9 protein-coding genes are annotated in these 14,349 nt (G+C 46.6%); 2 read left to right on the forward strand and 7 right to left on the reverse strand.

Annotated features, from left to right (window positions below):
* The first annotated feature begins 44 nt into the window (after nucleotides 1–44).
* Nucleotides 45–479 (forward strand): response regulator, encoded by a 435-nt coding sequence (locus GWO68_RS01760; RefSeq protein ID WP_162344685.1) that lies wholly within the window; start codon nucleotides 45–47, stop codon nucleotides 477–479.
* Between the two features lie 36 nt (nucleotides 480–515).
* On the opposite strand, the gene GWO68_RS01765 is transcribed toward GWO68_RS01760, so the two are convergent.
* The 5 genes from GWO68_RS01765 to GWO68_RS01785 form a co-directional block, all read right to left on the reverse strand.
* Nucleotides 516–1,133: a ribonuclease HII gene (locus tag GWO68_RS01765; RefSeq protein ID WP_162344686.1), complete on the reverse strand. Its 618-nt coding sequence runs from the start codon at nucleotides 1,131–1,133 to the stop codon at nucleotides 516–518.
* Nucleotides 1,134–1,280: 147 nt separating this feature from the next.
* Nucleotides 1,281–2,891, reverse strand: coding sequence for a RagB/SusD family nutrient uptake outer membrane protein (locus tag GWO68_RS01770; RefSeq protein ID WP_162344687.1), 1,611 nt, complete (start codon nucleotides 2,889–2,891; stop codon nucleotides 1,281–1,283).
* A 21-nt stretch (nucleotides 2,892–2,912) separates the two neighbouring features.
* Entirely contained in the window at nucleotides 2,913–6,020 is a 3,108-nt protein-coding gene (locus GWO68_RS01775; protein ID WP_235941903.1) for a SusC/RagA family TonB-linked outer membrane protein, read from the reverse strand.
* An 861-nt stretch (nucleotides 6,021–6,881) separates the two neighbouring features.
* Complete coding sequence (locus tag GWO68_RS01780; RefSeq protein WP_235941904.1) at nucleotides 6,882–8,303, reverse strand: SusD/RagB family nutrient-binding outer membrane lipoprotein; 1,422 nt, start codon at nucleotides 8,301–8,303, stop codon at nucleotides 6,882–6,884.
* Nucleotides 8,304–8,320: 17 nt separating this feature from the next.
* Nucleotides 8,321–11,506 (reverse strand): SusC/RagA family TonB-linked outer membrane protein, encoded by a 3,186-nt coding sequence (locus GWO68_RS01785; RefSeq protein ID WP_162344689.1) that lies wholly within the window; start codon nucleotides 11,504–11,506, stop codon nucleotides 8,321–8,323.
* 132 nt (nucleotides 11,507–11,638) lie between these two features.
* On the opposite strand from GWO68_RS01785, the gene GWO68_RS01790 reads away from it, so the two are divergent.
* Nucleotides 11,639–11,818, forward strand: coding sequence for a hypothetical protein (locus tag GWO68_RS01790; protein WP_162344690.1), 180 nt, complete (start codon nucleotides 11,639–11,641; stop codon nucleotides 11,816–11,818).
* A 253-nt stretch (nucleotides 11,819–12,071) separates the two neighbouring features.
* On the opposite strand, the gene prfB is transcribed toward GWO68_RS01790, so the two are convergent.
* Both prfB and GWO68_RS01800 read right to left on the reverse strand, forming a co-directional pair.
* A protein-coding gene (gene prfB / locus GWO68_RS01795; RefSeq protein WP_162344691.1) for a peptide chain release factor 2 occupies nucleotides 12,072–13,149 on the reverse strand; the annotation gives its coding sequence in 2 pieces (ribosomal slippage) (nucleotides 12,072–13,088 and nucleotides 13,090–13,149; 1,077 coding nt in all).
* Between the two features lie 105 nt (nucleotides 13,150–13,254).
* The gene (locus tag GWO68_RS01800; RefSeq protein WP_162344692.1) at nucleotides 13,255–14,328 is read right to left on the reverse strand and encodes a branched-chain amino acid aminotransferase; all 1,074 of its coding nucleotides are present in this window, start codon (nucleotides 14,326–14,328) and stop codon (nucleotides 13,255–13,257) included.
* Between the last annotated feature and the right edge of the window lie 21 nt (nucleotides 14,329–14,349).

A 14,349-nucleotide genomic window follows, 5' to 3' on the forward strand; every position in this document is an offset into this window, starting at 1 on the left:
GATTAGCTATTTTTGTGTTAGAGCACCCTATTTACATTTAAAAAATGACTGATAAAATTACAAATATCCTTTTAGTGGAAGATGACTACCTGGATATTATGAATGTAGAGCGAGAGCTTAAAAAGATTGGAATGATGCAGCCGTTGCACGTAGCACGCAATGGCCGCGAGGCCCTGAAAATGCTGCGCGGTAATGGTGTGCCTAAAATATCGCCTGCCCCAAAAGTTATCTTACTGGATATAAATATGCCGAAAATGAACGGCATTGAATTTCTAACGGAGTTGCGTCACGATCCGGAGTTCAGCCATATCCCGGTATTTATAATGACTACCTCAAACGAGGAAACAGACCGTATGGCCGCCCAGAAATTACAGGTTTCAGGTTATATTTTAAAGCCGTTGTCTTTCGAGAACTTTGATAACAACCTCTCATCGCTCGATAGCTTTACCCTGTTCCTGGACCTGATAAAAATGAAATAGCAGGTAGTTTAAAGATTACCTGCTTATTTTATTATACTATAAAACTTCTTCAGTTTCCTTCTCTTCCGGCTTGCCTGCAGGTAACAGCGTGAAAGACAGCCTGTGGTGCGGAGTAGATCCGTGTGAAACCAGTGCATTACGGTGAGCTATAGTTGGGTAGCCGGCATTCTGTTCCCAGCCATAGTTGCCATATTCTTCTGCCAGCTTTTCCATTACCCTGTCGCGGTGCGTTTTGGCTAGTATAGATGCCGCCGCAATAGTAAGGTATTTGCCATCGCCTTTTACAATACAGGTATGGGGCACTTCGCCATAAGGCTTAAAGCGGTTGCCATCCACGATCAGGTATTCAGCCTGTTGTGCTAAACCCTCTACAGCACGGTGCATAGCCAGAAACGTAGCCTGCAGTATATTTATCGCATCAATCTCTGCCGGCGATGCCTCTCCTACTGCCCAGCAAACCGCATCCTGCAACACATCTTTCCGTATCAGCTCACGCTGCTTTTTATTCAGTTGCTTAGAGTCGTTGAGTAAGTCATGCTTATAGTCTGGGGGCAGTATAACAGCAGCAGCTACAACCGGCCCGGCCAGGCAGCCACGGCCCGCTTCATCCACGCCCGCTTCCAGAATTTTACCGCTATACGTTGAGAGTAACATAAACTATAGTTGCTGGTTATTAAGTATGCTCTAAACACAAAACTACACAAAAAAGCTCCGGCCTGCCACCAGTACATTTACCAAAGTATAAAGCATAAAAAAACCCGCCGATAACGGCGGGTTCTTTTTTAACAAACGAATCTATACTTAGTATCCAGGGTTCTGCTGATCTCTCAGCACTGGGTTTGCATTAATCTCCGTAATCGGGAATGGCCATACAAAGCGATAATCATCGTAAGGGATAGCTGTGATCTTTAAAGAGTTTGCAGCAACTGTACCGCTGGCTGCCTGCCATGAAGCAAAAGTAGTGTTAGTATAAAGCACTTTGGCAGGTATACCATTCGTACCGAACACAGGATCTTTTGCTAAGCGATGCAGATCAGCCCATCTGCGGCCTTCTGCAAAGAACTCAACACGACGCTCATCCAGAATTGCCTGAATAAGTGAATTAGGCGTTAAGAAGCTGGCAATTGTATACTGGTCAGCAACATTTGTTACAGAACGGTTACGAACAGCGTTCAGCAGCTCTACAGCACGTAAATCAACAGTAGCAGAAGTACGGGCAATTGCTTCAGACATGTTCAGCAATACCTCAGCATATCTGATGATCGGTGTATAGTCTGAGTTAGTTGCCGCATCACGATACTTAGTGGTAAAGTATGCACGACCATTGTTTGTAGCCAATAGGCTTCTTCTAAGGTCATCCGCTTTCCAGAATGTAGCATTCCACAGTATTGGGCTGATAGCGATAAGTCCGCGTGCAGGAGCAACGCCATACATAGCTGGCAGCGCACCGTTCACACCGCCATTATCCGCGGCGCTGTTCTCGATAGAGAAAATAGACTCTGAGTTGCTGATGTTGTTGGCAAACGGGCCATCAGGCTTGGCAGTAAGTGCATAACCACCGATCGGGCTGGTAAAAGGAGCTGTAGCGCTCACAATTTTGTTACCCTCAGTAATTACACCTGCATAGTCGCCTTTATGAAGCAGGACGCGTGTTTTAAGGGCAATAGCTGCGCCTTTTGTAGCACGAGAAATCTTCTTGGCACCAGTTCTTGTTTCCGGCAGGTTTTGCTCAGCAAAGTTCAGGTCTTCCAATAGCTTGTCATAAGCCTCTTTTACAGTACCTCTACCTTGTGCTTTTGCTTCATCAACTCTTGCTGGTGTGTTTACAGGTATTGTTCTGTAAGGTATGCCAGGGTGCGTAGCACCTGCTGAGTGGTTATAAGGTCTTGCAAAGTGAATTAGCAGCTCGTGGTGCGCCATAGCACGCAGGAAGCGCGCTTCGCCTTCGTAAGCCTTTGCAGCTTCAGCAGTTATAGTGCCTTTTGTTGCTGCATTCTGTACACCTTCAATAACCACGTTAGCCTTGTTTATCAGTGCATAAAGGGTTTCCCACTGATACTGGTTGTTGGCTGTAGTTGCGTTATAGGTAGCACCGTAAGTAATAGCATAGAACGTTGCTACGTTTAGCATGTCCTCGCCGCGCATATCGCCCTGCTCAATAGAAGCAGCTCCGAAAGGATAGCCACGAACAGCACCACCGGCATAAAAGCCACTTTGTGCTGCATCGTACACACCAACCATCGAAAGCTCAACACGATCCGGTGAGTCAAAAGCAGCTTCTTCCGTAATTCTGTCGTAAGGCTGCAGATCCGTTACTTCCTTATCGCAGGAAGAAAGGAAAAGAGAGAGAGCCAGGGCTGGTAATGCTACCGCCAGTCTCAGTCTGCTATTTGCAAAAAATCTATTTCTCATTATAGTAATTCAATTAAAGGATTAGAAACCGATGTTTAGACCAACTGTATAAACGCGCTGCTGTGGGTTACCATTAAAGTCAACACCAAGACCTGTGTTTGTTTCAGGATCTAAGCCAGAATACTTTGTGAAAGTAACTGCATTCTGCACCTGAGCAAAAACTCTGGCTTTGTTAAATCTGGTTTTCTCCAGGATAGTAGATGGCAGGTTGTAGCCAAGCATTACGTTGCTCAGTTTCAGGAAGTCGCCATCTTCAACGAAACGGGTAGTAGACTCATTGTCTCTGTTGATGAAGTTACCTGCTGCAGCGTACAGTCGAGGAGTCTGGCCATCACCAGGCTTTTCAGGGCTCTGCCATCTGTTCAGTATCTCAGTACCGTTGTTCACGAAGTTCATGCTTAACAGGTCCTGACGGGTACGGTTCATGATAACGTTACCACCAGAGAAACGGAAGAACAGGCCTAGGTCGAAGTTACCATACTTGAACTGGTTATCGAAACCACCAAACCATGTTGGCAGCGCGCTACCCAGCACTTTCTTATCAGCAGCTGTTAAAGAAGATGTAGTAGTAAGGTCAGTTGGGTTAGCCGGATCATACACATAGTATGTGCTGTTCGTGATGTTACCCTGTACTAACGTACCATCCGCTTTCTGATAGATCGGGTTACCGTTTGCTTTGTTTACACCTTTGTATTCATAACCGTAAATTGAGTTGATAGACTCACCTTCACGAACAATAGTGTATTCACCAAAAATATCCTGGCCATCAACAAGTCTCTTAACCTCATTCTTCTGAGTAGACACGTTTAGGTTAGATACCCACGTGAAAGCACCTTTATCGATGATCGTGCTGTTTACTGTGAATTCTAAACCGCTGTTTGAGATATCACCGATGTTTTTGATGATACGGTTACCTGGTACACCCAGTGACGGAGCAGTAGGAGCACCTAATACGTTGTCGATGTTATCTTTTTTCCAGTATGCAAAAACCATGTTTATACGGCCATCCAGTACTGAGAAGTCAACACCCATATCGTAGATCTTCTGTGTTTCCCACTTCAGGTCAGGGTTACCTGTGTTATTGAAAGAGATACCATTCTGGCCGCCATACTGTGCTGAACCATAGCTACCAATATAAGGATAGTTACCACCAAAGATATCAGTGTTACCAACCTCGGCAAAGCTACCTCTTAAGCGCAGGTCGCTGATGAAGCTAAGCGCACCTGAGTTTTTGAAGAATTCTTCTTCAGATACACGCCACGCAAATGACATACCCGGGAAGTAACCCCAACGTCCTGCTTCCGGCATTTTAGACAGACCATCAGCACGAACAGAACCACCAATGTAGTATTTGCTCTTATAGTTATAGTTGAAACGGCCTAAGTAAGAAGCAAGACCATTTTCAGTTACACCACCTGATGCAAACTGGTTTGCGAAAGTTCCACTAACAAGGTTTTCTCTAAAGAATCTGTCAGACAGACCTGTACCAGTTGCCTGGAAGAAAGTACCTCTCGTTTTAGTATATTCTGCAACTGCAGTAAGGTCAATGTTATGTACTTCGTTGATAGACTTGTTGTAAGAAAGGATATTCTGCCATGTCCAGCGAGTGGTAGGAGAATAAGCCTGAGAGATGCTACCACCAGAAGAGAAACCATCTGAGTGACGCGGATCGTTGAAGCTGTAATCATCTGTTAAGCTTGCATCAATACCAAGCAACGTTTTGAAACGCAGGTTATCGATGATCTTTGCCTCTAAGTATGCGTTACCCAGACCACGGAAAGTAGTAGCCTTACGCAGGTTCTGATCTAACACGAAACGCAGGTTTGGAATACCATCAGAGATAGTGATCAGGTTATTACCACGACCAAGAGATCTTCTGTCAGTAGCGTCGATGTTGTAACCTGTTGGGTCTTCAGGGTTGTATACTTTTACGTTTGGCAGCTGACGGATTACAGCAAATGTGTTACCACCCAAGCTGTTAGAAGCTGTTAACGGACCAGTGTTCTGCTGGCTAGTTAAACCTGCCTGCACACCAAAATCTAACCAGTCAGTTACTTTCTGGTCTAAGTTTGATCTGAAAGTATAGCGCTTCAGGTCGTTAGCTCTTGCAATACCTTCCTGGTTTGAGTAACCAAGCGATACATAGTATTTTGTTTTGTCAGTACCTGCTGATGCAGAGAAAACGTGGTTCTGCTGGAAACCTCTTCTGAAAACGTAGTCGTTCCAGTCAGTGTTTGTGCCTTCTGCATCCATACGCGCAGGCAGTTTATCTGGCGTAGTTCCAGCAGCTGCATATTTCTCGTTCTGGATCTCTACGAATTCCTTTGCATCCAGCAAGTCATGAAGCTTAGTTGCCTCAGCATAACCTACATAGTTATCGTAGTTAAAACGAACCTGACCATTTTTACCTTTTTTAGTTGTGATCAGGATAACACCGTTAGATGCTCTTGAGCCGTAGATCGCTGTTGCAGCACCGTCTTTCAGGATCTCGAAAGATTCGATGTCGGCAGGGTTGATATCACCCAGTGTGTTGGCAGGTGTAAAACCACCGGCGTTGCCAGAGAAGGCAGGTACACCATCTACTACAATAAGTGGAGAAGTGCCACCCAGGATTGAGTTAACACCACGCACACGGATGGTAGGAGGCGCACCAAGTATACCAGATGGCTGCGTTACCTGCACACCAGATGCACGGCCAGCCAGCTGCTGGTCAAAGCTAGGTGTTGCAAGGTTTGCAATTTCAGAACCCTTCACCTGCGAAATAGAGCTGGTAACGTCCTTCTTTTGCTGTGTACCATAACCTACAACAACCACTTCATCCAGTTGCTTGCTGTCTATTACCATTGTTACGTTAACAGACGAAGCGTTACCGATCGCTTTTTCAACAGGAGTGTACCCGATGAAACGGAATACAAGTGTTTTAGCATCAGCCGGTACATCAAGAGAGTAAGATCCATCTACACCTGTAGCTGTACCAACAGACGTGCCCTTTACAATGACTGCCACACCCGGGAGTCCTTGAGAAGTACTCTGGTCAGTTACCTTACCAGACACAGTTCTACTTTGCGCAACTGCCTGGTTGAGCAGCGTAAGCGTCAAAATAAAACTCATGAGTAATAGTTTTCTCATTTGGTTGTTTTAAGTTAAGTGAATAATAAATAAAAGGTTAGAAAAAACGCTGTCAAAAATCCTTATTTAAAGGCAATAGCTATCCCGGGCGCCTATTTCAGGAGCAAAAATCAGGGTAAACGCTGTAGAGTAAAGTGCACGCGGCAACTATACTCTGCTATTAAATAAGTTTGCTGAAATAAAATGAAGCTAGCTCTACAACAGCCAATACCTCATTAATACGAAATGGTCTCTGGAGCATTTTTTTCGTTAACACATATATCCATCGGGCGATAGTGCTCCAAATCTTCATCAATAATATTCAGGATTTATATTATTCACAACAGTTTAATCAACTATTTTTTTAGACCAACCGGCAGATATCATCTACTAAATCAATGTTATACCATTAAACACAATTTTTAGCGGGCTATTATTTTACACAAATACAGGGTACAGGCAACCTATAGTATAGCTATACTGGAGAACTGTGCCAGCTGAATTCCCTATCCCTGACCCTTCCCTGTTAATTTCACACCCTATACTTTACTTTATTTATTATCTATAAATAATTCAACTATGCAATTAATAAGTTTTGTGCAGGCTCAGATACTGATCGGCAAGCATAAGAGGTTATCTGAATGGCTGACGATAACAGTATAGCCTTAAGGCTTGTAGCTCATCTTCACTGTTCCAACTATAGCCTTAAGTATAGCTTGTAACTCAACAGTGCGATAGCACATGAAGTAACTATGATGTAGAGCCCGCTGGGTACCTGCCTCAGGCTTTAAAAATGCTCTGGCATAAAAAAGGGGAGTTAATGCTCCCCTTTTTTGTTTAAACAACAAAAAAACTATTCAAAATACTTTCTTCAAATCAGTTCTAATCCTCAGTACCGTCATCCCACCAAACGCCATCAGTAAGCTGCACGTTTGGTACGTTTTCAGCGTTTGCATCCAGCTCGCTTTGCGGGTACGGGAACCTGGCAGGCGGAGCACTGATCGGGTGTGTAAGTGCCGGGAAGCCGGTTCGCCTATAGTCTGCAAATGCTTCGATGGGCTGGAACAACCAGAAAGAGATCCATTTTTGGCGGATAATGTTCTGCAACGTTACGCCACCTGCTACCGCGGTTGCCGCTACGGCTGTTGCCTGGGTACCTGAAAGCTCTGGGGTCTGGCGCTGCACGGCATTGGTTACAGCTTCGGTAAAAGCAGTGGTGGCAGCTACAGTATTCCCTAACCTGAGGTTGGCTTCGGCTTCTATAAACTTAAGTTCATCATAGGTCATCAGGGGCAACGGCGATGTCTCGTTCAGCACAGCTTCTGTAGGGTCGGAAAACTGTACACTGGCCTGGTCGTTAGTCTGGGTTCCGTTTGGTGCGCCGGTTATAGTGCCTGTGGCAGGAGCAGGTGCTACCAGCAAAGGCAGCCGCGGATCGTTCGAAGCTTCCAGGGTTTGTACAAACTGCTGGCTCACTGCCAAATGGGCGCGGTCTGCAGCTTCCTGAAACCAGGGGTTCTGACCTGTCGCATCTGTCGTGAAGGCATCAAATATCATGTTATCTGCTGAGCTGGTAAAACCATTGGCTGCTGCGTTTAAGGCATTCTGTGCAGAGCCGGTGGGGTCTATGTTGCTTAACCTGTTATAGTACCTGGCTTTTAACGACCAGGCTGCTTTTATCCAGCTTTCAGCATCTCCTCCATAAATCAAGTCGCGGCCGCCGGGGCTTGTAGCTTCTTTTGCCAGGTCGGCAATTGCTTCATCCAGCAAGGTTTGTATACCGGCATAAATCTGCTCCTGCGGGTCAAATACAGGTTTTCTCACCTCTGAGCCCTGCCCTGCCTCTGTAAACGGAACACGTCCCCAGCTATCTGTAGCTATGGCCAAAGTATAGGCCTTCAGTATTTTTGCAATCCCAACTTCAATCCATTTGCCTTCCTCTTCTCCCCCTTCAGACCCTTTCTGGATGATCAGGTTAAGGTCGGGCAAAGTCGTGGCGTAAATTGTTGTCCAGGTATTGTTCACCAATGTGGCATCGTTAAGACCCGCCCGCCTGTCTGCGGACTGTAGCTGCGCATGCACGCCGGTGGTATGCTGTACAAAAACCGAAGAGTACCAGGCGACATCCGTATTGGCAACAGCGAAGGCTACATCTACTTCCACCTGAGGTAATAAGAGGTTTATTGGCACATCGGTGGGGCTGTTGGGGTTTGTATCTATCTCATCGAGTTTATCCTCGCTACATGAGTTGGATACCAGTAAGAGCCCGGCCAAAATTATATATAGAAACTTATACGTTTTCATATTCCTGAGTTTAGCTGTTAAAATGACACTTTTATACCCATACCATAGCTCCTGGTCTGTGGCAACGACACATATTCCAGACCTTGGAAGTTACCGGAACCGCCCACGCTTGTTTCGGGGTCAAAGTTTGGATAATCAGTGATCAGGAAGAGGTTACGGCCTGTCAGGAAGATACTGGCATCCCGGAATGGCGTGTTCTCTACCAACGAGGTAGGCAGCGAGTAGCCAAGGGTAACTTCGCGCAGGCGTACAAACGTGGTGGAGTACACATTTGACTCTGTAATGGCATCCATCGCTTCAGACCAGAAGGTCTGGCCCTGCAGTATCGGGATATCGTTTGGTCCCTCTACCACCAGGTTGCCATCATCATCTATAAAGCCTTTGGTTCCTCCAAATATTTTCTCTGTTTCACGGTCTTCGGTCAGTTCGGCCATGCCGTATAGTTTCAGCAACCTAGTGTTACCCGCATACGAGTTACCGCCTTTGCGCCAGTCCAGTTGTGCTGTCAGGGTCAGGCCTTTAAAGGTAAAGTTGTTGGTAAACGACATTTCGAAGTCGGGCTGTACGTTGCCTATATTGGTGGCAGGCCCCTGCAGCGGCATTCCGTAGTATGGGTTTTCTTCGCCTTCTATAAACTCACGGCTATCCACAACTATATTTCCGGCATCGTCGCGTACATACGAGGTACCAAAAATAATAGGGTAAGCTGCACCTGCCTGAGCCCTAATGTTTGGCGTCACGAAACCACCCAGGAAGATATTCTCTACACCTTCAGATAACGATATAACCTCGTTTTCATAGGAAGAGAAGTTGGTAGTTATTTCCCATTGGAAGTTCTCGTTGCGCAGTGGAACCAAGCCTACTACCAGTTCATGGCCTTTTGTTTCCAGCTCGCCGGCATTTCGGAACTCAGAAGTAAAACCGGCAGATGGCGCCACCGGAACCTGGAAGATCTGGTCTTCAGTAGTCTGCACATAGTATGTATAGTCCAGGGTAATGCGGTTATCCAGGAAACGGAGATCGCCACCAAACTCTATCGTTTTCGTGTTTTGCGGACGCAACTGATCGGATCGGATTATGTCGCTGAGCGAGTAGGCATTAAGTCCATTGAAAGGGAACAGGATACCATCGTTCAGGAAACCGGAGCCTGAGCCACCACCCACAAAAATATTACGGGTCTGGTAAGGGTTATCCGGTGCGGCTCCAACTTCGGCATACGATGCTCTTACTTTACCAAAGCTCAGCCAGTCGGCATTAAGTTTAAATGCATCTGTAAATACAAAGCCAACCCCTACCGATGGGTAAAAGAAGTCCCTGTTGTCGCGTGGCAGGTTGGATACATAGTCCTGGCGGGCAGAGGCATTCAGGAACAAATACTCGTTATAGCCCAGCTCTAAACTGCTGTAAAAACCAACTACCCGTTTTGTACTGAGCACTTCGTTGGTTAACTGCGAGGTGGTACTGGCTATATTCCTGAAACCACCAATCGGGATACCATTACCCACGTTAAAGATGCGTCGGCTTCTGATGTCGTAGGCTTCGTTACCAACCAACAGGTTAAGGTTTAAGGCTTCGGTCAGGTCGCGGTTAAAGTTTATAGATATATTGGAGTTTATCTGGTTCTGGTCCAGGGCATAATCGGTTATCTGGCCACCGGATGGCGGGTTAGTACGGCCACCTGTAAAACCTGACCCAAGCTCGTATACTTCTTTACCATTTGTGATGAAATGGTCTACACCCAGCCTATAGTTTATGCCTATCCAGTCGAGTGGTTTATAGGTTACGTTGGTGCTACCGATAATACGACGAGTCTGTTCTGTAAACTCGTTGTTGGCCAGCGACCATCGGGGGTTATCAATCGCACTTCTATAGTTTATCTGCCTGTACGGATCATCCGGAAATGCATAAGGCAGCCCCCAGAGGTCGAAGGTACGTGGCGCGGCATATAGCGTAAACAATGGGTTTGACAGGTTACTACCACCCGGTATTTTCTGGATATCGATATCGGAGTAGTTGGCCGAAATGCCCAGGTTCACTTTTTCGTTCAGCTTATAGTCGCCGGCTACTTTACCGGTGTAGCGCTTCATGCCGGTGGTGGGCACTATCCCCTCCTGGTCGGTGTAGCTAAAGCCGATAGCATAGTTGCCGAGCTCCCCGCTATTGCCTATACTGATGGCATTGTTCCAGGTATGGCCTTTATCAAAGAATGGGTCTACGTTATCAAAAACACGGTTGCCCGGCCGCTCGTCGCCAAGCGGGTCGGTAATGTTGCCAAGCGTTGAAATACGAGGCCCCCACGAAAGCGATGTAACACCTGAATAGTTGCCGCCGCTACCCTGCGAATAAGTGCTCTGCAGGTCTGGTAGCCTCGATACCTCATCTATTGTATAGTCTGTGTTAAACGTTACGGTGGCGCCTTTTTTAGCAGTTAAGCCCTTTCCTTTTTTAGTAGTAATGATCACGACACCATTGGAGGCTCTTAGGCCATACAGTGCAGCAGCAGCCCCGCCCTTCAGTACAGAGATAGATTCAATGTCGTTGGGGTTTATATCGAGTGCCCGGGCCGAAGCATCAGCGCCACTTACACCACCAGTTCCCGGTCCGGCTCCACCTAATTGTGCCGGCGCGTTGCTTTCTATAGGCATACCATCTACCACATACAGCGGCTGGTTGTTATCAGAAAAAGAACGGTTACCACGGATGGTGATGGTAGACGAAGAACCTGGCAAACCACTTGACTGGCGCACAATTACACCGGCTACTTTACCTTGTATGGCATTGGTTACGTTTGGCTGTCCTGCTTTCGAAACTGTTTCGCCTTCCAGCTGCTGCACCGAGTAGCTCAGGGCTTTCTCTTCTTTCTCTATACCAAAAGCGGTAACCACCACTTCCTGCAGCTGCTTGGCATCTGCCGACATGGTAACGTTTATAGTTGCGGCATTCCCGATAGCTCTTGTAACAGTCTGGTATCCGATGTATCGGAATTCGAGGGTATTGCTGCCCGCCGGCACATTAATAGTATAAGCCCCGTCTACGTTCGTGGATGTACCAACGCTGGTGCCTTGTACTATTACTGCTACCCCAGGCAGGGCTTGTCCGTTTGCCTGGTCAGTTACCGTCCCAGACACCGTCCTGCCCTGTGCGAACGCCTGCTGTGCCAGGGTAAACATCAAGACAAGACTTAGAAGTAATAGTTTTTTCATTTGCATTCATAGTAAGATGATAAAGAAATGTTTGAGCAGATAACACGAGTGTAACAGCCTCTTTTGATAAAGAAAGCAGCAGAAGCATGTACAAGGAGCTATTGCGAACAGAAACCAATGCTATAGTTAGGCATGGTCGCACTTTTAGTGCAGCGCCAGGCAATGGTTCTGAATGTAGAGGGAGGGCAATCTTTTTTAATCTTACTTTATACGCACTTATTTAAATTTAATCTTGATAAAAACTTATTTTTAGCTAGTAAAATAGACGAAATGCAGTTTGCAGGGCATTTACGTTACAATGGCAGGGATTAAAATGCTATTTACCAAATCTGGCAACCAACCGATTCATGTTTAAACACTCTTCGCGTTATGCCTCGGGGCTTTGGGTAGCGTAAAGGTGGCAACTATAGTTTAGCTACTGTTACTAACTACAACTATAGAAATGGCAGGTATAAAACAGCAACCGAGCTCATGTTGACAGGCATTCATTGGGATATAAAACAAAAGCCGGAATGTTTACCTTTAAAGTAACCATTCCGGCTTTTAAACTATAGTTTGTATTGCTTTACTGCTGCATCAGGTAGGCTTTTATGTATTCGTCCAGGTCGCCGTCCAGTACGTTCTGCACATCGGTTCTTTCAACGCCGGTTCGTACATCTTTTACCAGTTTGTAAGGGTGCAGCACGTAGTTGCGTATTTGCGATCCGAAGTCGATCTTCTTTTTGGTACTCTCGATGCGGTCGCGTTCTTCGTTGCGCTTCTCCACCTCAATCTGGTATAACCTCGATTTCAGCATCCGGATAGCGTGCTCCTTGTTCATAAGCTGCGAACGCTCGATCTGGCACTCGATCACAATACCGGTTGGCTTGTGTTTTAAGCGAACAGCAGTTTCTACTTTGTTTACGTTCTGCCCGCCCGCACCGCCTGCGCGGTAAGTATCCCATTCAATATCGCCGGGGTTCACTTCAATGTTAATGGTATCATCCACTACCGGGTAAGCAAACACCGAGGCAAACGACGTATGGCGGCGCCCACCTGAATCGAAAGGCGAAATACGCACCAAACGATGCACGCCTATTTCAGCTTTCAGGTAACCGTAAGCAAAGTCGCCGGTAATTTCAAGGGTTGCCTGTTTTATACCTGCACCATCCCCGGCCTGGTAGTTAAGCTGCTTTACGCTAAACTTATGCGACTCAGCCCACATTATATACATGCGCATCAGCATTTCAGCCCAGTCCTGGCTTTCGGTACCGCCTGCCCCCGGGTTTATTTCCAGTATCGCACTCAGTTGGTCTTCTTCGCCGCTCAGCATGCGCTTAAACTCCAGCCCTTCTATGGCTTCGGTGGTCGCTTTGGCTTCCTGGTTTATTTCTTCTTCGGTTACGTCGCCTTCTTTATAAAAATCGAACAACGTCTCGAAGTCATTATACTTCTTTTCTACTTCGTCGTAGTGGTCGGTCCATACTTTAACAGCCTTTACTTCCTTCAGCACTTTTTCAGCTTCTTTGGGGTTGTCCCAGAAATCAGGGGCTGTGGTCTGGGCCTCTATAGTTGCTACTTCAGCTTTCTTGTTATCGTAGTCAAAGGTACCTCCTCAAGGCTTCTACGCGCGCCTTTAAATCTTTTACCTGCTCTGCGGTCATCGTTTTATAGTTTATACGTTGTTGCTATACTCTGTTTTAAACAAGAAGATGCTGAAGCATACACCTCAGCGGCTATACTTCAGCATCTGTACTCAATTTATACTGTTATAAGCTTATCCTGTAGTTCCAGTTATGCAAATCTGGTGCCTCCCCTGTTTTGATCTTATCGAGCTGCGTGGCTACTGCGTTTGATATTTCGCGGCCTTCCACAGCTGGCAGGTCCATGTCTTCGCCGTTATAGTTTATAGTTGCAATCTGGGCGATAGTGGCGGCAGTGCCTGTACCAAATGCTTCCTGCAGTTTACCAGCTTTGTGAGCAGCTACAATTTCATCAACTGATATGCGACGCTCTTCTACTTTATAACCCAGGTCGCGGGCTACCTGCAAAACGCTGTCGCGGGTAATGCCGGCAAGTATAGTAGAGCTAACCGCAGGTGTAACCAGCACGCCATCAATCACGAACATCACGTTCATGGTACCTGATTCCTCGATATATTTATGCTCTTTGTGGTCGGTCCAGATAAGTTGCTGGTAGCCTCTCTCCTGCATTTTTTTAGCCGGGTACATGGCCGCACCATAGTTACCGGCAGCTTTCGCAAAACCGGCACCACCTTCGGCAGAGCGCACATACTTTGTTTCGATGGCTACACGCACCGGCGAACTATAGTAAGACGCAACCGGGCAGGTAAAAATGGCAAATCTATAGTTAGATGATGGTCTTACACCTATAAAATCGTCGGTAGCGAACATGAACGGACGAATGTATAAGGCGCTGCCGGCAGTTGGCGGCACCCAGGCAGCATCCATACGCAATAGTTGCTGCAGGCCCTGCATAAATATCTCTTCTGAAATAGGCGGAATGCACATGCGCTCCGCTGAAATGTTCAGGCGGCGGAAGTTATCGTATGGTCTGAAAAGCAGGATATCGCCATCCGCGCTACGGTAAGCTTTCATACCTTCAAAAATAGCCTGCCCGTAATGGATCGCCGACGTAGCCGGGCTCATCGACATGTTGCCGTAAGGTACGATCTCCGGGGTTTGCCAGGCGCCATCTTTAAAATCGGCTACCAGCATGTGGTCCGAAAAGATCTTACCGAACTCGATATTATTGAAGTCCAGTTCTGAAATGCGCGATTTGGCAACAGGCTGGGTAGATATAGTTAATGTATCAGTAGACATAGCTATCGTTATAGTGGTAAA

This window comes from Pontibacter fetidus, from assembly GCF_010119545.1.
Classification (GTDB): Bacteria; Bacteroidota; Bacteroidia; order Cytophagales; family Hymenobacteraceae; genus Pontibacter; species Pontibacter fetidus.

Excerpts from the sequence above, each read along its gene's own strand:
- GWO68_RS01760 (WP_162344685.1), top strand. The coding sequence starts at position 45 with ATGACTGATAAAATTACAAATATCCTTTTAGTGGAAGATGACTACCTG.
- GWO68_RS01785 (WP_162344689.1), bottom strand. The coding sequence starts at position 11,506 with ATGAAAAAACTATTACTTCTAAGTCTTGTCTTGATGTTTACCCTGGCA.
- GWO68_RS01770 (WP_162344687.1), bottom strand. The coding sequence starts at position 2,891 with ATGAGAAATAGATTTTTTGCAAATAGCAGACTGAGACTGGCGGTAGCA.
- GWO68_RS01765 (WP_162344686.1), bottom strand. The coding sequence starts at position 1,133 with ATGTTACTCTCAACGTATAGCGGTAAAATTCTGGAAGCGGGCGTGGAT.
- GWO68_RS01790 (WP_162344690.1), top strand. The coding sequence starts at position 11,639 with ATGGTCGCACTTTTAGTGCAGCGCCAGGCAATGGTTCTGAATGTAGAG.
- GWO68_RS01780 (WP_235941904.1), bottom strand. The coding sequence starts at position 8,303 with ATGAAAACGTATAAGTTTCTATATATAATTTTGGCCGGGCTCTTACTG.
- GWO68_RS01800 (WP_162344692.1), bottom strand. The coding sequence starts at position 14,328 with ATGTCTACTGATACATTAACTATATCTACCCAGCCTGTTGCCAAATCG.
- GWO68_RS01775 (WP_235941903.1), bottom strand. The coding sequence starts at position 6,020 with ATGAGAAAACTATTACTCATGAGTTTTATTTTGACGCTTACGCTGCTC.